At 45.3% G+C, this 23391-nt stretch carries 16 protein-coding genes; 11 read left to right on the top strand and 5 right to left on the bottom strand.

The window, feature by feature from the left end:
- Positions 1-16 precede the first annotated feature (16 nt).
- The 5 genes from aroB (at position 17) to JMY03_RS05840 (ending at position 10422) form a co-directional block, all read left to right on the top strand.
- Positions 17-1153 carry a 3-dehydroquinate synthase gene (gene aroB / locus JMY03_RS05860; protein WP_201601881.1) on the top strand — a complete coding sequence of 379 codons (1137 nt, stop codon included), beginning with the start codon at positions 17-19 and terminating at the stop codon, positions 1151-1153.
- A 132-nt stretch (positions 1154-1285) separates the two neighbouring features.
- Positions 1286-2413 carry a hypothetical protein gene (locus tag JMY03_RS05855; protein ID WP_201601878.1) on the top strand — a complete coding sequence of 376 codons (1128 nt, stop codon included), beginning with the start codon at positions 1286-1288 and terminating at the stop codon, positions 2411-2413.
- 588 nt (positions 2414-3001) lie between these two features.
- A complete protein-coding gene (gene gltB, locus JMY03_RS05850; protein WP_201601875.1) occupies positions 3002-7465 on the top strand; it encodes a glutamate synthase large subunit in 4464 nt (1487 codons plus the stop codon).
- Between the two features lie 118 nt (positions 7466-7583).
- Entirely contained in the window at positions 7584-9005 is a 1422-nt protein-coding gene (locus JMY03_RS05845; RefSeq protein WP_201601872.1) for an FAD-dependent oxidoreductase, read from the top strand.
- A 205-nt stretch (positions 9006-9210) separates the two neighbouring features.
- On the top strand, positions 9211-10422 hold the full coding sequence (locus JMY03_RS05840) for an FUSC family protein (protein WP_201601869.1): 1212 nt from the start codon (positions 9211-9213) through the stop codon (positions 10420-10422).
- A gap of 93 nt (positions 10423-10515) precedes the next feature.
- On the opposite strand, the gene JMY03_RS05835 is transcribed toward JMY03_RS05840, so the two are convergent.
- Positions 10516-11661: an ABC transporter substrate-binding protein gene (locus JMY03_RS05835; protein WP_265089605.1), complete on the bottom strand. Its 1146-nt coding sequence runs from the start codon at positions 11659-11661 to the stop codon at positions 10516-10518.
- 241 nt (positions 11662-11902) lie between these two features.
- On the opposite strand from JMY03_RS05835, the gene JMY03_RS05830 reads away from it, so the two are divergent.
- The 4 genes from JMY03_RS05830 (at position 11903) to JMY03_RS05815 (ending at position 15908) form a co-directional block, all read left to right on the top strand.
- The gene (locus JMY03_RS05830) at positions 11903-12694 is read left to right on the top strand and encodes a 3-oxoacyl-ACP reductase (RefSeq protein WP_201601867.1); all 792 of its coding nucleotides are present in this window, start codon (positions 11903-11905) and stop codon (positions 12692-12694) included.
- Positions 12695-12746: 52 nt separating this feature from the next.
- Positions 12747-13010 carry a hypothetical protein gene (locus JMY03_RS05825; protein ID WP_025644901.1) on the top strand — a complete coding sequence of 88 codons (264 nt, stop codon included), beginning with the start codon at positions 12747-12749 and terminating at the stop codon, positions 13008-13010.
- Between the two features lie 306 nt (positions 13011-13316).
- A complete protein-coding gene (locus JMY03_RS05820; RefSeq protein WP_201595979.1) occupies positions 13317-14198 on the top strand; it encodes an IS982 family transposase in 882 nt (293 codons plus the stop codon).
- Positions 14199-14288: 90 nt separating this feature from the next.
- A complete protein-coding gene (locus tag JMY03_RS05815; RefSeq protein ID WP_307833138.1) occupies positions 14289-15908 on the top strand; it encodes an AbgT family transporter in 1620 nt (539 codons plus the stop codon).
- A 110-nt stretch (positions 15909-16018) separates the two neighbouring features.
- On the opposite strand, the gene JMY03_RS05810 is transcribed toward JMY03_RS05815, so the two are convergent.
- Positions 16019-16855 (bottom strand): Cof-type HAD-IIB family hydrolase, encoded by an 837-nt coding sequence (locus JMY03_RS05810; RefSeq protein WP_201601865.1) that lies wholly within the window; start codon positions 16853-16855, stop codon positions 16019-16021.
- A 33-nt stretch (positions 16856-16888) separates the two neighbouring features.
- Positions 16889-18412 (bottom strand): cryptochrome/photolyase family protein, encoded by a 1524-nt coding sequence (locus JMY03_RS05805; protein ID WP_201601863.1) that lies wholly within the window; start codon positions 18410-18412, stop codon positions 16889-16891.
- Between the two features lie 214 nt (positions 18413-18626).
- Between JMY03_RS05805 and JMY03_RS05800 the strand changes: the two genes are divergently transcribed.
- Positions 18627-19226, top strand: a complete 600-nt coding sequence (locus JMY03_RS05800; RefSeq protein ID WP_201601861.1) for a hemerythrin domain-containing protein — start codon at positions 18627-18629, stop codon at positions 19224-19226.
- 303 nt (positions 19227-19529) lie between these two features.
- The gene (locus JMY03_RS05795; RefSeq protein ID WP_201601859.1) at positions 19530-20066 is read left to right on the top strand and encodes an REP-associated tyrosine transposase; all 537 of its coding nucleotides are present in this window, start codon (positions 19530-19532) and stop codon (positions 20064-20066) included.
- A gap of 75 nt (positions 20067-20141) precedes the next feature.
- Here the strand turns inward: JMY03_RS05795 and JMY03_RS05790 are convergent, their stop codons facing one another.
- Both JMY03_RS05790 and parC read right to left on the bottom strand, forming a co-directional pair.
- Positions 20142-20753: a hypothetical protein gene (locus tag JMY03_RS05790; RefSeq protein ID WP_201601857.1), complete on the bottom strand. Its 612-nt coding sequence runs from the start codon at positions 20751-20753 to the stop codon at positions 20142-20144.
- Between the two features lie 269 nt (positions 20754-21022).
- Positions 21023-23311 (bottom strand): DNA topoisomerase IV subunit A, encoded by a 2289-nt coding sequence (gene parC, locus JMY03_RS05785; protein WP_201601855.1) that lies wholly within the window; start codon positions 23309-23311, stop codon positions 21023-21025.
- Between the last annotated feature and the right edge of the window lie 80 nt (positions 23312-23391).

Raw genomic sequence — 23391 nt, 5'->3', positions numbered from 1 at the left:
TACATAGGAAGCCGGTATGGCAAAGCCCCTGTTCGATGATAGTTTGACAGTACAAACCCAAAGCCATGATTATCCTATTATTATTACCGCAAGTTGTAGCGATAGCGAAGATGCCGCGAGTGACAGTAACAAGGTAAGCACTATGGCGCAGCGCGTCGCACCGTATATTACGGGCAAGCAAGTGTTAATCGTCACCAATGAGACTGTCGCGCCTTTGTACTTGCAGCCTTTACAGCAGCAATTATCTACTGATTTTCAGGTAGCCGTCTGCGTGCTACCCGATGGTGAGCAGTATAAGAATCAAGATCATATCAATAAAATATACGATGCACTCATGGCGCAGCATTTTAACCGTGACGTGACTTTACTTGCGCTTGGCGGCGGCGTGATTGGCGATATGACAGGTTTTGCTGCAGCAAGCTTTATGCGCGGCGTCAATTTTATTCAGATCCCGACGACTTTGTTGGCACAAGTGGATTCGAGCGTGGGCGGTAAGACCGGTATCAATCATCCGCAAGGCAAAAACATGATTGGCGCGTTTTGGCAGCCGCAGATGGTATTGGCTGATATGAATACTTTGCAGACTTTGCCCGCGCGCGAGCTGTCAGCAGGTATCGCCGAGGTGATTAAGTACGCGCTGATTATGGATGAAGCGTTTTTGACTTGGCTTGAGCATAATCTGCCGGCCATGATGGCGCTTGATCTAGAAGTGCTTGCTGTAGCGGTTAAGCGCTGCTGCGACTACAAAGCGCAAGTGGTCGCGCAAGATGAGAGAGAGTCAGGTGTCAGAGCATTATTGAACTTTGGTCATACCTTTGGTCATGTGATCGAGACGCATGAGGGCTATGGCGAATGGTTGCACGGAGAGGCAGTGGCTGCTGGTATGGTACAAGCGGCAATGCTGTCACAAAAGCTTGGCTGGCTGACTCAGCATGACACCGATCGGATAAAACATATCTTAACGCTTGCCAACCTCCCTATTACTCCGCCTGCTATCTCAGTGGCAACCGCTCTTGACCTGATGGGTCATGATAAAAAAGTCAAAGGCGGCAAGATTCGGCTGATTTTACTCAAATCACTAGGCGAGGGGATATTGACCGATGATTTCGATGAGAAGCTATTGATAGAGGTTTTATCCCAATCTAATCCATAAAGCGGTATACTGTTATTATAGATGACTGATATTTATGACTTTTTAGAGAGTTCTAGTCTATTGTCTTTTGTATTTATTCATTGTTAGTGTCGATACTTATATTGACAACCTATATTACCAAGGAAATTCTTCATGGCACAATCGCGCGCATCGACATCTCCTGCGAGCCGATCCTATCGTCGCCAAGCGCTTTTATGGCTGATGATGGCGTTGTTACTCGGAGTAGTGACTGCATTGGTTTGGATGTTTAGTCAGACATCTGCCATCGGTGCTCAAATTGAGAATGCGCCGCTGTCAACGCCGCAAGTCACCGTCGATGAGCTCAAACAGCCATTATCCATCGAGTCCTTACATGAGCTTGATACCGATGTACAGCCTATCGACTTTGAGGCAACGGTCCGTGATTTGCGTAATTATCCTGATGAGTTTAAGGATAAGCGTTACTTATCAGCGAACAAAGGTAAGTGGACGGTACAAGTGATGAATGTGGCCGAAAACGACGTCATCGTCAGCTATTTAGAAAGCCGTAAAGATCGTGACAAGTTTGCCTATTTTCGTTATCGTGATGAAAACAATAAAGTACGCTATATGTTGACTTATGGCATTATGAGCAGTCCGCAAGAAGCCGTAGGCGCTGCTAAGCTTATAGACTTTGGGCTACCAGCTGGTGTACGAGTATTGCCAGAGGAGATCAGCCGCTACGTCAGTATTATTGATAACTACGAGCGTCCAGAACCAATAAAAGATCTGAGCAGCAGACGCGCTCGTTCCGTTAAGCTAAAACGTACCCAGCGTGAAGTGCCAGTACGTCAACAGCCAACAACTAATGATAATGATAACGCTGCTACAGAGGATAGTATTTCTGCTGATACTATCAAGCAAAGAGCAGAGCGTAATATGGCAAATGCCCAAAACGATGCAGCTGCAAATAGTCAAAAAGAGAGTATTCGTCAGTCCGAGGATACTTCAGCGACTTTATCTGTCAATGAACAGCGCTCAATTGACTCTGGTAATGAAAACATCGCTCAAATACCAAGTAATACCCGTAATACGGACGCTGAAGTCAAAAAACCACCGGTAGTCACCGCGCCGAAACCGCCTACTGATAAGGATACGAGCGCTCCGCCGAAAACGAACAATAACAATAACAATAACAATAATGCCACGCCTAAACCGGCTAACACCGCAAATGATGCTGCGAGTAATACAGCAAATAGTAACGACAGTATGAAAGAGCTCATTCAGGAAAGAACGAATTAAGCGGAGCAGCTCACTTTTTTAACGACAAAAACTCATGATAGAGGTAAGCGGAATAGGTCACATAAATAACTAGATTTTTGCTTAAATATTATCTATGATTAGTACCTGCGCTGATTTGTACAATTATCGTAAACTTGCTACTCTTTGTACAAATCAATGCCAGGTATAAACGTTATCTTACTCATGAAAGATAAGATAACGACTCTAGGGATATCGTCAGCTTTATAATAAGTCAGTTATTGTAAGGGCTATATCAGCCTTAGTAGCTGTCACCTCAAATGGTTGTTATAACTCAATCATAGCTCTAACCGTCTGGTTATTTGCTATGGCAAAAAATAATTAATTTACTACTTAAGGATAAGTCGTCGATAAGACGAGCGTTGAATTGACGCTCTTATAAAGTCTTGCTTAAATAATTTTAGGCATCTGGTGCAGTTTTAGCCGTTCATCACGGGCTCTATTAATCCGCTTGAATAAATATATTAGCATAAAGTTTAGTAAATTTTATTTTAATTGCATTTTACTTGCAATGCTGCGTTTAATGTTCGCATTGGATACCAAGCGCCCGTTCACCCAAAAGGATAAACCATGTCAATGATCTCCTCGCATAGCCATCTAGCGACTCCAGATGATTTCTCTGATAACTGTGGTTTTGGTTTGATTGCTCACATTGAGGGACAAGCCAGTCACGACTTAGTCAAGACCGCTATTCATAGTCTCAGCTGTATGACCCATCGCGGCGGTGTAGCAGCAGATGGCAAGACTGGCGATGGCTGCGGCTTATTGCTAGCGACGCCAAAAGCGTTTTTTCAAACTATCGCTTCTGAGCAGGAGCTGTCTATCACTGACAACTTTGCTGTCGGCATGGTGTTTACTCATTTAGATAGTGAAAAGGCCGCTCATAGCCAGCAGGTGTTAAACGAAGAGATTACTGCACAAGGGTTAGAAGTAGCTGGCTGGCGCGAAGTACCGTTAGATCTGAGTATCGTCGGTGATATTGGCCGTGAGACGCTGCCTGATTTTAAGCAAGTATTCGTCAATGCTGATGATGATCTAGCTGCAGATGACTTTAACCGTAAGCTGTTTGTCGCGCGCAAAAAAGCCGAGCAGCGTCTGATCGATGATGAATTGTTTTACGTGTGCTCGTTGAGCTGCCAGACGATTATTTATAAAGGTCTGGTCATGCCTTCAGATTTACCAGCCTTTTTCTTAGATTTACAAGATGAGCGCTTGGCGTCACATATCGTGGTTTTCCATCAGCGTTTTTCGACCAATACGTTACCGCGCTGGCCGCTTGCGCAGCCATTCCGCTATCTGGCTCATAATGGTGAGTTAAATACCATTACAGGTAACCGCAATTGGTCTAAAGCTCGCACACCAAAGCTCAAATCAGACAAACTGCCGAACCTAAATAAATTGACGCCGCTTGTAAATACCACAGGCTCTGACTCATCAAGCTTAGATAATATGCTTGAAGTACTGATGTCTGGTGGTATGAACTTATTTCATGCGATGTCAATTTTGGTGCCACCAGCATGGCAGAACGTCGATAGCATGGACATGGATTTGCGAGCGTTTTATGAGTTTTATTCGCAGCATATGGAAGCGTGGGATGGTCCTGCAGGGCTTGTGATCCAAGATGGACGCTATGCCGTCTGTATGCTCGATAGAAACGGTCTGCGTCCGTCACGTTGGGTGACCACCAAGAACGGTTATATCACTGTGGCATCGGAAGTAGGGGTTTGGGACTACTCACCACAAGATGTGTTGGCAAAAGGTCGTGTCGGCCCAGGTCAAATGCTGGTTATTGATACGTTGACAGGTCAAGTGATGGATACGACTGCTGTTGCAACGTTGCTGAAAAATGCGCATCCGTATCGCAAGTGGCTACGTGAAGAGGCCACCCGTATTCGTGATGACGAGCGCTTAGAAGAAACATTGGCAATGCAAGCGTGCCGTGGCGATAAGCTAAAAGCATTACAAAAAATGTATCACATCACCAATGAAGAGCGTACCGAAATCATTCGACCCAATGCAGAGAATGGCCAAGAGCCAGTAGGCTCGATGGGTGACGATACGCCAATGGCAGTACTGTCACAGCAAATTCGCCATGTGGGTGATTTTTTCCGTCAGCAGTTCGCGCAGGTGACCAACCCGCCAATCGATCCACTACGTGAATCCATTGTGATGTCACTACAAACTTGCCTAGGCGCTGAAACCAATGTGTTTGCGCCATCAGCAAAAGATGCTCATCGTATTATTTTGTCATCACCAGTCTTGTCAGCCAGCAAGATGCAGCAGCTTGAAACGTTGGATGATCCAGCATTCAAGATGGCTCGTATCGATCTGAACTATGACCGTACTTTAGAGTTATCCGATGCTATCGTCGCTATTTGCGAAGAAGTGGCAGATAACATCCGTTCGGGCAATACCTTGATCGTACTGTCTGATAAAGAGATCGATGCAGAAAAAGTACCTGCCAATGCCATCATGGTCACAGGAGCCGTGCACCATTACCTGATTGCAGAAGGCATCCGTACTGATGCCAACCTAGTCGTTGAGACAGGTCTTGCTCGTGACTCGCATCAAGTGGCTGTATTGATCGGGTTTGGTGCAACTTGTGTGTATCCATATCTGGCATATGATGTTATCGATGACTTGGTTGCGACTGGTGAGTTGCTTGGTGACCCAATTCAAGCCCGCGTCAATTTCCGTAAAGGCTTGGATAAAGGCTTATTAAAGATTTTGTCGAAAATGGGCATCTCGACCATTGTATCGTATCGCGGCGCGCAGTTGTTTGAAGCGGTCGGCCTGTCTGAAGAGGTGGTCAATCTGTGCTTTAAAGGCGTTCAGAGTCGTATAAGGGGGGCTACTTTTGCTGACTTAGCTGCCGATCAAGCCCAATTGGCAGCCAACGCATTTAAGCGCCGTGCACCGCTCGATCAAGGCGGTTTGCTCAAATTTGTCTTTGACAAAGAGTATCATGCCTTCAATCCTGACGTGATTAACAGCTTACATACGGCGGTACGTACGGGTGATTACGAAAATTACCAGAATTATGCCAACCTCGTAAATAGCCGCCCAGTTGCGACGTTGCGTGACTTGTTACAACTAAAAACTGACAACAGCATCGATGTTAATGAGGTCGAAGACATCTCTGAGATTTTGACGCGCTTTGACTCAGCTGGCATGTCACTAGGTGCGCTATCTCCTGAGGCGCACGAGTCCATAGCGATGGCAATGAACACGATTGGCGGGCGCTCAAACTCAGGTGAGGGCGGCGAAGATCCGGTGCGTTATGGCACCTTGCGTAACTCGAAGATTAAACAAGTTGCCTCAGGACGTTTTGGCGTAACTCCTGCGTATTTGCGCTCAGCTGAAGTCATGCAGATTAAAGTAGCTCAGGGTGCAAAGCCTGGTGAAGGTGGACAGCTACCCGGTGGTAAAGTCAACGCATTGATTGCGCGTCTGCGTTACTCCGTACCGGGGGTGACGCTAATTTCGCCGCCGCCGCATCATGATATTTATTCTATCGAAGATTTGGCGCAGCTGATTTTTGATTTGAAACAAGTCAATCCAGACGCATTGGTATCGGTCAAACTGGTCTCACGTCCAGGCGTTGGTACGATTGCGACGGGCGTTGCCAAAGCTTACGCTGATTTGATTACGATCTCAGGTTATGATGGTGGTACAGCAGCGTCTCCGCTGTCGTCTATCCATCATGCAGGCTCACCGTGGGAGCTTGGCTTGGCTGAGACTCATCAATCTCTACGAGTGAATGGGTTGCGCGATAAGGTACGTGTGCAGACTGATGGCGGTTTAAAAACAGGATTGGATGTTGTAAAAGCAGCTATTCTTGGTGCTGAGAGCTTTGGCTTTGGTACCACGCCGATGATTGCGGTTGGTTGTAAGTACCTACGTATCTGTCATTTAAACAACTGTCCAACAGGCGTTGCTACCCAAAAATCCAAGTTGCGTGATGAGCACTTCATCGGTGAGGCGGAGATGCTCATTAACTTCTTTAAGTTTGTGGCGACTGAAACGCGTGAATGGTTAGCTGTACTGGGTGTTCACAGTATGGAAGAGCTAGTTGGGCGTACCGATCTGCTTGATATACTAGAAGGTCATACTGATAAGCAGCGTCATCTTGACTTATCACCGCTCTTATTTAGTCATCCTGCCAGTAGCGGTATGCCGCAGACTTGTCAGGTCGAGCGTAATGAGCCGTTTGATAAAGGCTTGCTCGCTGAGCAGATGATAAGTGATATGATGCTTACCATTCGTCAAGGCACAGGCGGTGACTATAGCTATTATGTCGGTAACTGCGATCGCTCTATCGGCGCGCGTATTTCGGGCGAGATTGCGCAAGTATGGGGCAATCTTGGCATGAGTGATATGCCAATCAAGCTTCGTTTGACGGGGACCGCAGGGCAGAGCTTGGGTGTGTGGAATGCTGGCGGCCTGCATATCGAGCTTGAAGGCGATGCCAATGACTATGTCGGTAAAGGCATGGCAGGTGGTGAAATTGTCATTTATCCGCCGAAAGAATCTAACTTTGCTGCAAAGGACACTGCCATCATCGGTAATACCTGTCTATACGGAGCAACGGGCGGTAAGTTATATGCTGCTGGGACCGCAGGTGAGCGTTTTGGTGTTCGTAACTCTGGCGCGCATGCGGTTATCGAAGGCACAGGCGACCATTGCTGTGAATATATGACGGGCGGTATCGTCACGATTCTTGGACGTACTGGTCTTAACTTTGGGGCTGGTATGACGGGTGGTTTCGCTTACGTGCTCGATATGGAAGGCGACTTCTTTGATCGCTGTAATCATGAGCTAATTGATCTCAACCGCATCTCAAGTGAGCAGACTGAAGGCCACCGTATTCATCTGCAAAAGGTCATTGAAAACCATGTCAATAAGACAGGTAGCGCTTGGGGCCGAACCATACTAGCTGATTTTGAGCATTATGTTCGTAAGTTTTACTTGGTCAAGCCTAAGGCTGCCAGTATCGCAAACTTACTCAAAACGACCATGGCAGACCCGCAGTAGTCGCGTTATTTTGAGTACAAAAGACGCTTCAATGTTTTAAGCAGGCAGATGACTTTTATCGCATCTTTATTAACCGAAAACGATTAAAGTCATCGCCCACTAATCAAGAGATTTTATTATGGCAAAACGCTTAGACAATAACTATCAGTTTATCGAAGTACCGAGGCTTGAGCCGACCAAAAAAGACATTGTCACCCGAGCAACAGAGTTCGTTGAGATCTACAATCCTATCGAGAGTGAGTCAATCGCTCAGCAGTCGCATCGTTGTCTTGAGTGCGGTAACCCGTACTGTGAGTGGAAGTGCCCAGTACATAACTACATTCCTAATTGGCTAAAGCTTGCGACTGAAGGGCAGATTTTTCAAGCGGCTGAATTATGTCATCGTACCAATACTTTACCTGAGGTCTGCGGCCGCGTCTGCCCACAAGATCGTCTATGTGAAGGCGCTTGTACCTTGAATGACGGTTTTGGCGCAGTCACTATCGGTAACGTCGAAAAATATATTAACGATACCGCTTTTGCCTTAGGCTGGCGTCCTGATATGTCCGATGTGGTCTGGACCGATAAAAAAGTTGCGATCATCGGTGCAGGGCCAGCAGGTCTTGGTTGCGCAGATATCTTGGTGAGAAACGGCGTTAAGCCAGTACTTTTTGACAAGCGTCCTGAGATTGGTGGCCTATTAACCTTTGGTATTCCAGAGTTCAAGATGGAAAAAGACGTCATGCGCAATCGCCGCGAGATCTTTGAAGGCATGGGTATGGAGTTTCGCTTGGAGACAGAGATTGGGACTGATGTCAGTATCGATGAGCTAGTGAGTGATTATGATGCGGTATTTATGGGCATGGGTACCTATACGTATATGCGCGGTGGTTTCGCTGGCGAAGAGTTAGACGGCGTCTACGATGCGTTAGATTACTTAATTGCCAACGTCAATCGCTGTAACGACTGGGAAAAAGACCCATCTGAATACATTGATCTAAAAGGTAAAAAGGTAGTGGTACTTGGTGGCGGCGATACGGCGATGGACTGTAACCGTACGAGCATTCGCCAAGGTGCCGAGCGCGTCGTCTGCGCTTATCGTCGTGACGAAGAAAACATGCCAGGCTCGCGCCGTGAAGTGGTGAATGCGCGTGAGGAAGGCGTTGAATTCTTGTTTAATCGACAGCCCACAGAGATCATTGGATTGAACGGTAAGGTCAATGGTGTCAAAGTGGTAACCACGCAATTAGGTGCTCCGGATAATCGTGGCCGCCGCCGTCCTGAGCCAGTAGAAAACTCAGAAGAGATCATCGAGTGCGATGCAGTGATTATGGCCTTTGGCTTTCGTCCAAGCCCTGCCGATTGGTTTGAAGGTTATGAGGTTGAGATGGATCTGAACGGTCTGGTGTTGGCACTTGAAGATCAGCCTTATAAATTCCAAACCAGTAACCCCAAAATCTTTGCTGGCGGCGATATGGTACGCGGCTCGGACTTAGTTGTCACGGCTATTTGGGAAGGTCGCGAAGCGGCGGAAGGTATCTTAGACTTTTTAGAAGTATAATTACCTCGATTTAGATTCCACGATTTATTAGTGGTTTGTGATGTAAACGTCTTTTGTCTTTTATCAGACAAAAGACATTTTTTTTGAGTGATGCTTGGTAAATAAAGGCTCGACTGCTAGCATGTTTGTGCGTACCCTATATGCTTTATCGTTTACCTCATTTATCCACTAAAACTCGTTTATTCACTAAAAAGAGTAGCCTTGCGTGAAATCAACCTTTTACCAGCGTGTTACTGCTCCATTTACTGAGCCTTATGTTCGCTATCAACATGCCGACGTCTTGCACGCCATTCGCTTAGGAACGGCTGTCATACTGGCGCTATTAGTCAATAAAGTCACAAACCTGCCGCATGGTGAGTGGACCACCATTACGGTTTTTATTATTTTAGGATTGTTACAGTATCAAGGCGCTATCTATACCAAAGCCAAAGAGCGTGTGCTGGGCACGCTACTAGGTATTGGCACAGCATTAGGGGTGTTGTGGTTCAATCAAAATGCAGGGGCATGGCTATGGATCGATTATGCACTTATCGGTATATTAAGCGGCATCATTGGCTATTTAGCCGTCAGAAAGCTCGGATATACAGGGCTGCTAACGGGTATCACTATGTTGATGATTGTCTCCGATCTAGGCAATAGCAGTATTGGTCAAGACGGCATTTACCGTGCGCTCAATATCTTGCTAGGGACAGGCGTGGCGGTCGCAGTCACACTCATTTTGCCGCTAAAATCAACGCTGATGTGGCGATTTCTATTGAGTAGCAATCTTGATGCTTGTAGCAGCTTATATGCAAGCGTTGGCCATCATATTGATGCAGCGGACGGAGCGGCGGGCAACACGACCCATAAATCAAATCCAGTGGCTTTTTCAGCTGGAGAAGTACCTGTTGATAGAGCGTTGGTCACCACATTACAACAGATCAATAAGCGCCTACTGGCTGTGCGTCCACATATCGCTGCGACCGCCAGTGAGTCGGGGATCGAAAAAGAGACGCTGGAGACCATTCAACGTACCCATCGCAATATCATTGGCACCATTGATTTGTTATTAAGTGCTGCGCCGCGCTTGGCAAATATTGAAATCGATGAGGAAAACCATGTTTTATTGGTTCATTATCAGCATGAGTTGACGCAAGCGATGCAGCATATGGCTGCGGTGCTACGTAGTCCCAGTGATGAAGTGTTTCGCCCCATTACGCGTATTGCCGTCTCAGAGTATCCAAGCGTGCAGCGTTTAGCGTTTGAGTGGCAGGGATACTTTTGGTTGACCCAAACCTTGCAAACCCAGTTGCAACAGTTGAGCGACTTGTTACAAACGACTAAACCGCAGTGGTTTGCGGCGTCTGGTCTTCGCTATCAGCGCCGTGAGCAAAAGCGTATTGAAGTACAAGGTCATGAGACGGACTTGCATTTATAGATACAGTTGTAAGCGCTGTTTGCTGCACACACATAGCCCATAAAAAAACGCTAACTCTCAAAGCTAGCGTTTTTTTTTAGACCTATTTGTTTATTAACGACCGGTTTTTAGCATATCCCAATACTGCTGGTATACTTGCAGCGCCTCGTCACCGACATCCTCTTGGAACTCGGCTTTGGCCAGTATTTCTTTTGATGGGTAAATCGTTGGGTTGTTGCGAATGCTTTCATCCATCAGCTCACGCGCGGCTATGTTAGGTGACGCATAGCCAATCTCTTCGCTGACGATTTTGGCGTTTTCAGGCTGCAAGAGATAATCGATAAACTGATGCGCGGCATCGACGTTTTTGGCGTTCTTTGGAATCACAAAATTATCCATCCACAAGATTGCGCCATCAGTGGGGTACTTATACACCAAACTGGTGAGACCCTCATCATTGGCCATCACCGCCTCACCATTCCATGTCATTCCTAAGTTAGTTTCGCCCTCGATATAAGGGATACGAGTGGCGTCTGAGTTAAAGGTTTTGACATTTGGCATGATAGTCGTGAGCTTGTCATAAGCGGCCTTAATTTCCTCAGGATTACTGCTATTGCCAGAGTAGCCAAGGGTCAATAGCGCCATACCGAAGACTTCGCGCATATCATTCATCAGCATCACCTGATTTTTGTACTCAGGACGCCATAAATCATCCCAGCTATTCACCGTCGCTGGATCAACCACGTCGCCGTTGATCGCAAGACCGGTGCTGCCCCACATATAAGGGATAGAGTATTTATTCTCAGGATCGACTTTAGTATTGGTAAAGGAGGTATCTAGATTATCAAAGTTACTGAGTTTTGTTTGATCAATCTCTTGTAGTAACCCCTCATTAGCCATTTTTTCGACATAATAAGTAGAAGGCACGGCAAGATCATACTGACTTGAATCATCAAGCAGCTTGAGCTTGGCGTACATAGCCTCATTCGAGTCAAACGTGGTGTAATTAACCGAAATACCAGTCTCATCCTCAAAGCCGTCCAAGATCTCTTGCGGCATATATTCTGACCAGTTATAGAGGTTCAACGTCACATCGCTATCGGCTGCATCTTCGACTGCTGCATTATCAGCGTTGCTACAGCTAGCAAGCACCAAAGCGATTGCCGCGCTCAGTAGTACTTTTGGTGCGGCTGTCATAAAAGTGCGCTTAACTGGATGAGTAGCAGGTTTGGCAAAAAGTCCATATAATGATTGGCTCAAAGTATATCTCCTAAAGTGAATATAAGTCAGTGATGTCTATTGCTATCTTTATAGTTATTATTTAGCCTGATTTAAAAGCCATTGTCAAAATCCGCTCGCTCTAATAAAGGATGATAACCCAAAAGCCGCTAATCTAATGCGCAGTGCAGAGAATGCTAGGTATGCTATCATTGCTAAAATTTATACCAGCAGCAATAAAACGAGCAGTATTAATCATTATAATGTAACAAAGGATAAAATCATGACTCAGACGACTATACCCAAACTTCTTACCGATAAAGTCGTGATCATTACGGGGAGTAGTCGCGGCCTAGGTGCCGAGATTGCTCAGCAAATGGCAGCGGCTGGCGCGAAAGTTTGTGTCAACTATCGACAAAGCAAAGACGCCGCTGAACAAGCCGTTGCCAAGATTAAGGACGCGGGCGGACAAGCCTTCGCGTATCAAGCCGATGTCACTGATTTGACCCAAGTGCAAGCAATGGCGCAAGCAGTAATTGAACGTTTTAGCCGTATTGATGTGCTCGTCAACAATGCTCTGCCGCAGTATCAGTTTGACCCTAGCGCTGACAATACTAGCATCGAGACCGTGCAGTGGGCGCATTTTTCTCAGCAAATCGACGGTATCGTCAAAGGCGCAGTCAATACCGTACAAGCGGTGTTGCCGCAGATGAAAGCGCAGCAAATGGGCAAAATTATCAACATCTCCACCAATCTGATCTATAACCCTGTAGTGACTTATTACGACTATACGACCGCCAAATCGGCGCTGGTGGGGCTCACGCGCAATCTAGCTAGCGAGCTTGGTCCGCACGGCATTCGCGTGAACCTATTAGCAGGCGGCCTGTTAAAGACCACCGATGCTAGTAGCCTCACGACTGAGGAAGTCTTTGACTATATCGCCACCACCACGCCGCTGCGTCAGGCCACCTCAGTTGCTAACTTTGCTAACTCTGTACTGCTGATGGCGTCTGATTTGAGCGCCGCTATCACCGGTCAGTCCATCGCCGTCGATGGCGGCTTGACCATGCCTTAGCGCTTGAGGTGGATAAATATAATAATAAAAGCATTAAGATAAGAGAGATAATATGAACAACCAAAAACGCGCAGGAATCATAACGGCTTTAATTGGCCTAGTCGCTTTAATAGTCTTACTTAACGCGAGTACTTCTGCGCCTATTATTAATTGGCCAATGGAAGCTTACTTAGGGACGGTCTTTACGATTGGATGGATGACGGGTGTACCGGACTTTTTGGCTTACATTTTAGCAATTGTGGTTTTCGTGGTTGTCATTGGCGTTTGTTATAAATTGGGCAGTTGGCTTTATGATTTGGTTGTTGGACGAAGTTAAAGCTTCTGAGTAATTTAATATTACTATCATTAATGTAAAGTCACTATTCACTAGATAAAATTCTGTGATGCGCTTATTTTTAAAGGCCTATAGTTATATAGGCCTTTACTTTTGTACCTTAACTCTTTAGCTACTAGTCATTTCAATATTGTTTATTACTAATTGTTTCTATATCCCATGAAAATAGTTTGTTTTCATTTCAAAATTATGATTAAATACCCCACTCTCAACTTCGAAAGTGATTGAAAAAAGAAGAGCACCTCACTAATCTATTGTTTTCGACCAAGAATACAATGGAGTTGTGAGATGCCCATAGACGAATTTATCATCAATATCTATTTAATGGTAGAGCAATATTACAAAATAGTCGTCACCAAACCCTTGCGAAGTGCAGGTTACGCGCCAAAGCTAAGTGATCCTGAGGTTATTTGCATGGAGATGGTCGGTGAATTTTTACACCTTGATCAAGACAAACAAATTTGGCAATACTTTACCCAGCATTGGCAAGACTGGTTTCCAGCCATCGGCTCATACCCTAACTTCGCAAAGCACTGCGCCAATCTGTGGCAAGTCAAACAGCAGATACAAGATAAAGTCAGTGAACTTGAGGGCCGTGACAACATTCATTTTATGGATGGCTTTCCGATACCCGTCTGTCATTATGGACGCGCTTATCGGCATAAAAACTATCAAGACTTAGCGGCTTTTAGCTACTGTGCGGCTAAGCAAGAGAGGTACTATGGCTTTGAAGGACATTTGCTTGTTAACTTATCGGGCATGATTAAAGGCTTTACCTTTGCTCCTGCCAATGTTGATGAAAGAGCGGTTGCCCCAGAAATCACCACTCATATTCATGGGCTACTTGGCGCTGATAAAGGGTATATCAGCCCTAGTCTGACATCGTACTACGACGCTCAAGGCGTGGATTTACAAACGCCACTCAGAGCCAACATGAAAGAGGATAGACCCAAACCTGTGGTAAGGCGGCTAATGAAAGCCCGCCGTATCGTTGAAACAGTCATTGGTCAGTTATCAGAACGATTTAATATACAAAAGGTACGAGCAAGAGATTTATGGCATTTGTCTCATCGATTGATTCGTAAGATTCTTTCACACAATCTGTGCTTTGTACTCAACAAAAAACTTGGTAACCCGCCTCTTCAGTTTGATTTGCTTATTTCAAGTTGAGAGTGGGGTATTAAATTCAAAACTTTGTTCAGAACTTAGAGTCTTACTAAGTTCTGATACTGGTCAAACATAGGATAGAAATAGTGTTTTATGCAAAAAAATGGCTCACCAAATGGCAATCCGCCAGATAATAATTTTGAGGCAAGCGCGCACAGTTCGCGTATGCAGCGTTTTTTAAAAGGGGTCGAGTGGCTCGGTAATCTACTGCCGCATCCTGTTATTTTATTCGTTTGGATGTCAGTGCTGTTATTGCTGCTCTCAGCCGTCATGTCGTACTTTGGCGTATCAGTCATTGACCCAAGACCAGAGGGCACCAGTGGCCGCAGCGCTGACGGCATGATCGAAGTCGTCAACTTATTGAACGGTGAAGGCTTGGCTCGTATCGTCGAAAATCTGGTGACTAATTTTACAGGCTTTGTGCCGCTAGGTACGGTTCTAGTCGCCTTACTCGGTGTCGGCATCGCTGAACACTCGGGCATGATATCGGCTGCACTGCGAGGTCTGGTCATGAATGCTCCAAAAAAGATGGTGACCTTTACCGTCGTATTCGCCGGTATTATGTCGAACACGGCAGCTGAGCTGGGTTATGTAGTACTGATACCACTAGCAGCAGTGATTTTCCACTCATTAGGCAGGCACCCATTAGCTGGTCTAGCCGCAGCATTTGCTGGGGTGTCAGGCGGTTATAGTGCTAACCTATTATTAGGAACAGTGGATCCTTTATTATCAGGGATTACCCAAGAAGCGGCGCGTATCATTGACCCAGCTTATATCGTTGGGGCAGAAGCCAACTGGTACTTTATGATCGCCAGTACGTTTTTGATCAGTGGTTTAGGTTATTTTGTCACCGAAAAAATCGTTGAGCCAAGCTTAGGAGAATACAACCCTAAAGATGCTGATGATGCCTCAGTACTCGACACACAAATCGAAAAAGTCTCCGCACTTGAGAAAAAGGGTCTACTATGGGCTGGCATCAGCATGCTCATATTCTGCTTGTTGCTAGCATGGACCATCATCCCTGCAGACGGCATCTTGCGTAACCCAGAGACGGGTCTGGTATCAGGGTCGCCATTTCTAAAAGGCATTGTGGTCTTTATCTTCGTATTCTTTGCGATACCCGGTTATATCTACGGTAAGATTACCGGCAGTATCAAAAATAACCAAGACGTCGTCGACGCCATGAGTAACTCGATGAGCTCACTGAGCATCTATATCGTTTTGGTGTTCTTTGCTGCACAGTTTACCGCCTTCTTTAAATGGTCAAACTTAGGCTCGGTAATGGCGGTATCTGGCGCGACTTTCTTAAGTGATGTTGGCCTAACTGGACCGCTGCTATTGGTTGGTTTTATCCTGATCTGTGGTCTGGTCAACCTTATGCTCGGCTCAGCGTCAGCACAGTGGGCAGTGACAGCACCTATCTTTGTACCTATGCTGATGCTCACCGGTTACGCGCCGGAGATGATACAGGCGGCATATCGTATTGGCGACTCAACCACTAACATTATCACGCCGATGATGAGCTACTTTGGTCTTATTTTGGCAGTGGCTATTCGCTATAAAAAGGACACTGGGGTCGGAACCTTAATGGCAATGATGCTACCATACTCGATGGCATTTTTGATTGGTTGGACCATTTTGTTCTCGATTTGGGTATTTGTACTGGGTCTACCTGTTGGGCCTGGCGCAGAGACATTCTATCCTGCTAGATAAGCTGGTTTTATCGTTACGGTAGCAGGATTGGCAATAGCTATCTGTGTAACACTAAAAACCCTTGTCAGGTTGTGGCAAGGGTTTTTTTTAGTACTCACTATCTATGGTACTTATGAAGTAACCTTTAGCGCCAAGCGCTCAAGCACCGACTGAATCCCGCGCTCCTCAATAGTGCCTGTGACAAAATCGGCGCGCTCAATTAAGGCAGGTTGTGCATCTCCCATAGCGACGGCAAAGCCCACCAAATCGAACATCTCTAAATCATTAAAACCATCACCAAACGCCATGCAGTCTTGAGCGTCCACACCATAATACGCGCAAACATCGAGGATACCGCGCGCTTTTGATGCATCTATCGGCAAGATATCCGCGCCCGTATTGTGCCAATGCACCAGCTTGAGATCATCCTTAGCAAAGTCCACCTCTTGCATTTTTTCCTGTTTGTTATTAAAGAACACTGAGCATTGATAGACTTCATTGGTTTGATAATAATTAGGGTCGACGATAGAGTTTGGCGTGCGCGCATTAAATTCGCGCAGGCGCTCGTTTTCATCCGACCATGAAATATGCGTCGCCGAATCAAACTTGTGGATGAGATTGCTCGCTTGGCACAGATGAACGATTTTTGCGGTTTGCTGATCGGTCAGCGGATAGTGACTGATTCTGCCACTTTTATCGAAGCTGTATTGACCATTCATACAGATAATCGCGTCTAGTACATCCGCTTCTAGCAGCGCTAAAATGTCAGGCGGCAATATGGCTTTGGAGCGGCCGGTTGAGATGACAAGTTTGATATCGCTATCCGCTAGCGCCTCTAGTGTCGCTTGATTGGTTTTATCGATAATGCCCGCGCGGCTCAAAGTATCATCAATATCGAAGAAGATGATTTTTGGCGTTGGGATTTTACTGGTTGCCTGTGCGCCGCTGGCCTTAAATTCGGTAAACATAGTTATCCTTGTCCTGCTTAAATTTGCGTTCTTTTAAACTTCTTTATCTAATAGCGCTAAAAACTCATTGGCATTTTTTAAGTGCTGTTTTTGCTGGTCGTTATCCATCTTATCCCACATCGATAGTAGCATGCCGATACGCGGATTTTTCTCAAAAAAGTCGCGATGCACATACATAAAGCGCCAAAACAGACCGTCCCATATCGCCGCCCACTCAATCAGCTCGCCTTTGGACTTGGTCTGATAATTGCTCATTTTATTAATATAGTTACTACCGCTAATATAAGGTTTCGTCGCCATCAGGCCACCATCAGCAAACTGACTCATGCCATAGATGTTGGGCACCATCACCCAATCATAGCTATCGATAAATAGCTCCATAAACCACTGATAGACCTCATCAGGGTCAAACTCACAGAGCAGCATAAAATTGCCAAACACCATCAAGCGCTCAATATGATGCGCGTATCCCGTCTTCAGCACTTTTTTAATCGTGGTATCAATCGGTACAATTCCGGTATCGCCCGTATAAAAACTCGGCGGTATCTTACGGGTAAAACCCCAAAAGTTACTCGTGCGCTGCTTGCGACCGATAGACTCATAGAGTCCATACATAAACTCGCGCCAACCAATAATCTGACGGATAAAACCCTCTAAAGAGTTCAGCGGAATCTCGTATTCTTCGCTGACCTCCAGCGTGCGCGTTACCACTTGCTCAGGGGTGAGCAGTCCGGTGTTGAGCATCGGCGTCAAGATACTGTGATGCAAAATGTGCTCGTCAGCGACAATAGCGTCCTCATACTTGCCAAACTCCTTAAAGCGTATCGCTAAAAAGTCCTCAAGCCATTCTTCTGCCTCATCATGCGTAGTCGGATAACGAAAGTCAGCATTAGCCTCGCCATAATGCTCGCTAAAGTTATCTTTGACATACCCTAGTGCTTCCTCGTAACGCTCAGTTAACTTAGTAAACTTGATTGCAGGCGGCGTCTGTTTGCGCGGGTATTTTTTGCGATTATCCTCATCGAATGACCATTGACCACCAATCGGCTCTTCTTCGTCATCAATCAGAATCTTTTCACGTTTGCGCTGCTCCATATAGAAGTCGTGATGAAACAGACGATTATCGCGAAAAAACTCACAATACACAGGCAAAGGGTTTAAGAACATCGGCGTCGGCGACACATCAAACTCGATATCAGCGTCCAATATCGCCTGTTGCACGTGCATGCGTAGCCAGTCATCGACTAAGTCAATACAGTAAATTTTTTTGATGGATTGATCATTATCTGGTTCATCCTTGTGACTTATAAAGCTCGCAATCAGCTTGCGGCAGTCGCTATGCTCATGTACTGAATCTACATAGTGCACTGTCTTACCCGCATTTTTTAATGTCTGCTCGTAGGCCTTCATACTCGCGCGGTGCAGCACTAGCTTTTGCTTATGAAACGGATACTGAGTAAAGTATAAATCCTCCTCAATGAGGTAGCACACGTCCTGCCAAAGCGAGGTATCAGCAAACAGTTGATGCGGAAAGATAAGGCTAATACATTTACTCATAAGTTAAGCCTACTTTGATAAATTCCGTTTATTATAAAGGAGCGATTGCAGCTTTGTCAGGGTGGATTATGTTATTTACCAGGCGTCTATACAGCGCTTATCGCTTTATTGTTATCGATATTAGAAAGGTGTTTTGCTCAGCTAACCCTATCAATCAAAGAGTAAAATCACCATATAACTCAGTATCGACCCCATAATAAATTAGGATAACTCAATGACCTTATCTGCCAATAATAAGACAAGTCAGCAGGCTTTAGACGATGATCTATTTAGTCTGGCTCCAAGGCATCCCGATAGCCGCTTGGAGACGGACTGGTTGTTTTTATATAATAAGCTGCCGCCCGATCAGTGGTTTGGCGCGGACTACGCTTATAAGACCTCAGGTTGGCTTAAGGTGCATACCAATATACGCAAACGCCAACGTATTCTTGTGCAAATCAGCGAAGCTTATATCAGCGGCGAGTTTGACTGGAGCGAATACCGCTCACAAATATTGAAACGCATCAATATGCATGTGCTCAAACTGCATCAGCACCACGAGGTAGAGGACGACGGGTTTTTCCCAGAGTTTGTCAGCATGTACCCCAAGCTCGCACCTGCCTTTGAGATATTAGGCCATGATCATGAGTATCTTAATGAGCTGCTCGATAAGTTACAAATTCAAAATGATCAGCTGGCGAGAAGTGAGATAGAGGATAAGGCACTTGCCGAAGAGCTACATAAAACGCTAGTAGCCGTGACCGATTTACTGCAGCAACATCTCACTGATGAAGAGGATTTGGTGATTCCGATTTTGGGGTTACGGCAGGGGTAGGGGTTAGAATATATAAAACGTTATTAATAGCTTCTCCCGCCTTACGCTTGTATCTGCTCACCCGCGCGAGGCGAGGGCTACGGTTTGGGGTGTCTCCTGCTCTGCGAGCCACCCCAAAACCTAGCCCTCACAACTCGCCCAGCTCAGCAGGATACCGCTACAGTCGGGGCTAGCGGCAAATCTATGTTCTTTTAACTATTGGTCGTGGTTGGGTTTTGATACATTGGTTTAGAATGAAATTCTTTGTAGGCTGGGCTTTTAGCCCAGCATTTAAATGCTTTAAACACACTATAGGCGCAATCCATGCGAACTTATATCAGAGATAAGACAAAAGGGGGCACCTACTTTCTGACCGTAAATCTAGCAAATCGTAAAAGTAAGCTGCTGACAAAGCATATCAATGAGTTTCGTCATGCTTATCAACTGACTAAACAAAACCACGATTTTGAACTTCATGCCATGATATTGCTACCTGATCATATACATATGCTCATTACTTTAGCAGAGACTAGCGATAATTACGCTGTGATCATCGCCAGTATTAAAACGCATTTTTCTCGTCGAATTAAGAAATCTGCAAGTGAAACCATAAGTCAGTCTCGGATAAGAAGCAGAGAGCGCGGTATTTGGCAACGGCGGTTTTGGGAGCATAGAATTAGAGATGAGTTAGATTATAGGCGACACATGGATTATATCCATTACAACGCAGTAAAACATGGTTATGTAAATAGTCCTGTTGATTGGCCGTATTCGACGTTTCAAAGTTGCGTAGAAAAAGGACTTTATTCGTTAGATTGGGGCGGGGTAGGTGTTGATGTGATTGAAATTGATTATGATTGATAATTTGGGGTTTAGTTTTTTTGATATAGTTTTGCTGGGCTAAAAGCCCAGCCTACGCTTACTAATTGTACTCATTTAAGCTTCCTTTTCTTTCGAGATTTCTAGGTATAGAACGAAAATTAATACACCCGATAAAATATAAAAAATACTACCAAGTAGTATGTGTTTAATAGCTTTACTACGAAATTTTATATAATGTTCTTTAGCTGAACGATAGTTTAGATATACTCTATCATCGTTACGGATTTCATAAGCTAAGCGAAAGTGGTCTTGTTTAGAAGGTGATTTTCGGTTCAGCTCAATATATTTAATTTGAACTTTAGTTCCCTGAGGGACATACACTTCTTGTTTTTTAAAACTATTATATGGATAGTTGAAAACGAAGCTATGTTTATTGCTATTAGCATCATTTATTTTAATAATTTCGTTATGATTGACATCTTTTATAACTGTACCGCTAATAGTATCTAAATTAGACTCATCGACTGCAAAATTCATAAAATAGATATTAGTTGCTCCTAAATTTGTAAATAAAGGAAGACCTATTAGTATAATTGTGGGAAGCATAGCAAAGCTAAACATATCACCAACTGACCCAGCTAATATTTTATTTCGTCTTACTCTAGCGCTACCTTCTGATAAAATTAAGAATATAGATATATAGAAAGTAAAGCTTCCCAAACCCACTGCATATCTGTAATTATAAGTAATAACTAAAAAAACGATAAAAACGACGAAGTAATATATATATCTGTATTTATATAATTTTTCTGGATCTGTATTTTGAAATACTCTTTTTTCTAATTTTTTTAAAATCTCAACGATATACCTCTATTTTATATCTATATCGAACATACTTAATTTTTATTATTATTTATTAGACCTCTTGCAAAAGTAGTTGTAAGTAAGCGTAGGCTGGACTTTTAGCCCAGCTTCTCTAGACTTAAAGAACGCAATCAACCAACCTCAACCGAACTCACATTCTGAAAGCCTCTTGGCAACTGACCACCGCGATTACCACGCGTGCCCGTATAATTGGCCAAATCCATTGGCTTTAAGGTCACATGACGCTTACCCGCAGTAATGACTAAACTATCTTGCAAGCTTAGCGGCGTAATCGCTAATACCTCTTCATCGCCCTTAAGCGTGATCATTTTATTACCCTTGCCGCGCGCTTGTTCCGGCAAGTCATCGAGTGCAAAGATTAATAAATATCCTGCATTCGTCACCACCGCGACGTGATCAGGAGTGACTTTTTCTGCGTTATCTTCACTACTCGTTATATTAGCGTCGATACGAGCTACTGGCAACAGCTGACTGTCGGCGGCCAGATTGATGATCTTTTTACCCGTTTTTTGATTGCTATCAAGATTAGCTAACGTATTGATAAAGCCATAGCCGTTAGAGCTGGCGAGGATGATACGCTGATCGTCGCTACCCGTGAGTAGCTGCTCAAAGCTTGCGCCTGCGGGTGGTTTGAGTACGCTGGTCAGTGGATCACCTTGACCACGCGCCGAGGCGAGGTTGTGCGCGTCAATACTATAGCTACGTCCTGTGCTATCGAGCACGTAGATTTTCTCATTTGATTTACCGCGCACATACGCTTGATAGGCGTCACCTGAGCGATAGCTCATGCCTTGAGGATCGACCTCGTGACCTTTAGCCGCGCGTATCCAGCCCGCTTTGGAGAGTATCGCGGTGATCGGCTCGCTTGGTATCAGATCCGACTCTTTAAGCGCTTGGGCTTCATCGCGCTCCATCAGTGGCGACATACGCTCGTTACCGTGCTCTTTCATATCCGCTGTCAGCTCATCAATCATTAGACGAGTTAAGCTCTCAGGATTATCGAGATACTCTTGTAGTTTGGCGCGTTCTGCTTTGAGTTCGTCTTGCTCACTACGTAGCTCAATCTCCTCTAATTTTGCCAACTGACGCAAGCGAATGTCCAAGATAGCATTGGCTTGGATCTCGCTGAGATCATAATCTTGCATCAAAGTTGCTTTAGGATCGTCCTCTTCACGGATAATACGAATGACTTCATCAATGTGCAGATATGCGATGAGTAAGCCTGCCAAGATATGCAAGCGCTTATCGATTTTATCTAAGCGAAACTGCACGCGGCGGGTGACTACTGAGCGGCGGCAGACCAGCCATTCTTCTAGGATTTCTTTGAGGTTTTTGACTTGCGGTTTACCATTTAGGCCAATCATATTCATATTGACGCGGTAATTACTCTCAAGATCGGTACTAGCGAATAGATGACTCATCACCCGCTCGACATCGACGCGAGTTGATTTGAGCTCAAGCACAATGCGGCAAGGGTTTTCGTGATCAGACTCATCGTGGATATCGACCACCCAAGGCAGTTTTTTATCCGTCATTAAGCGGGCGATTTGCTCTTGTATTTTATTGCCTGAGACTTGATAGGGCAGCGCATCGATAATGACGAGGTTTTTTTCTTTGGGATCGATATGGAAGGTCGCACGCATCTTATAGCTACCGCGCCCGCTTTCATACATCGCCTGCAAGTCTTTTTTACTGGTGATGATTTCAGCATTCGTCGGTAGATCAGGCGCGGGTATGGATTGCGTCAATTGCTTAACCGAGAGATCTGGATTTTTGAGCAAGCGAATAGCAGCGCGCACCACTTCGTTTAAGTTGTGCGGCGGAATATCGGTGGCCATACCGACGGCGATACCTGTCGTGCCATTTAACAAGATATTAGGCAGACGCGCAGGCAAGGTCACAGGCTCTTGCAAGGAGCCATCGAAGTTATCCTGCCAGTCAACCGTACCTTGGCCTAGCTCAGCAAGGAGCGTATTGGCATAAGCGGACATTTTAGCTTCGGTATAGCGCATGGCGGCAAAGGATTTGGGGTCATCAGGGCTACCCCAGTTGCCTTGGCCGGTGATTAGCGGATAGCGATAACTAAATGGCTGCGCCATCAGCACCATCGCTTCATAACAAGCGCTATCGCCGTGCGGGTGGTATTTACCGAGCACGTCACCGACGGTACGCGCCGACTTTTTGGGTTTTGCGCTCGCTTTGAGTCCCAGCTCGCTCATCGCATAGACGATACGGCGCTGCACCGGTTTGAGACCGTCAGCGATATTGGGCAGGGCGCGATCCATGATCACGTACATGGCGTAGTTGAGGTAGGCTTGTTCAGTGAATTCAGCGACAGAGCGGCTGTCCATCGGCTCACTCGCTAATAGGGTAGGATCATTATCTATAATATCAGGCATAAATTAAGGTTCGCTTGTTAACAATACTTTTAATAGGTTTAAAAATAATCGGTTCAAAAAGGGGTGGTATCAATCAATGT

Source organism: Psychrobacter submarinus, assembly GCF_904846685.1.
Lineage (GTDB): Bacteria > Pseudomonadota > Gammaproteobacteria > Pseudomonadales > Moraxellaceae > Psychrobacter > Psychrobacter submarinus.
Note: the sequence above shows the minus strand (reverse complement) of the source record. Positions and strands in the feature narration are given on the sequence as shown.

Bases quoted from the DNA above. Each gene is read 5' to 3' on its own strand.
- aroB (WP_201601881.1), top strand. From the start codon at position 17: ATGGCAAAGCCCCTGTTCGATGATAGTTTGACAGTACAAACCCAAAGC.
- JMY03_RS05855 (WP_201601878.1), top strand. From the start codon at position 1,286: ATGGCACAATCGCGCGCATCGACATCTCCTGCGAGCCGATCCTATCGT.
- gltB (WP_201601875.1), top strand. From the start codon at position 3,002: ATGTCAATGATCTCCTCGCATAGCCATCTAGCGACTCCAGATGATTTC.
- JMY03_RS05845 (WP_201601872.1), top strand. From the start codon at position 7,584: ATGGCAAAACGCTTAGACAATAACTATCAGTTTATCGAAGTACCGAGG.
- JMY03_RS05830 (WP_201601867.1), top strand. From the start codon at position 11,903: ATGACTCAGACGACTATACCCAAACTTCTTACCGATAAAGTCGTGATC.
- JMY03_RS05825 (WP_025644901.1), top strand. From the start codon at position 12,747: ATGAACAACCAAAAACGCGCAGGAATCATAACGGCTTTAATTGGCCTA.
- JMY03_RS05820 (WP_201595979.1), top strand. From the start codon at position 13,317: ATGCCCATAGACGAATTTATCATCAATATCTATTTAATGGTAGAGCAA.
- JMY03_RS05815 (WP_307833138.1), top strand. From the start codon at position 14,289: ATGCAAAAAAATGGCTCACCAAATGGCAATCCGCCAGATAATAATTTT.
- JMY03_RS05810 (WP_201601865.1), bottom strand. From the start codon at position 16,855: ATGTTTACCGAATTTAAGGCCAGCGGCGCACAGGCAACCAGTAAAATC.
- JMY03_RS05805 (WP_201601863.1), bottom strand. From the start codon at position 18,412: ATGAGTAAATGTATTAGCCTTATCTTTCCGCATCAACTGTTTGCTGAT.
- JMY03_RS05800 (WP_201601861.1), top strand. From the start codon at position 18,627: ATGACCTTATCTGCCAATAATAAGACAAGTCAGCAGGCTTTAGACGAT.
- JMY03_RS05795 (WP_201601859.1), top strand. From the start codon at position 19,530: ATGCGAACTTATATCAGAGATAAGACAAAAGGGGGCACCTACTTTCTG.
- parC (WP_201601855.1), bottom strand. From the start codon at position 23,311: ATGCCTGATATTATAGATAATGATCCTACCCTATTAGCGAGTGAGCCG.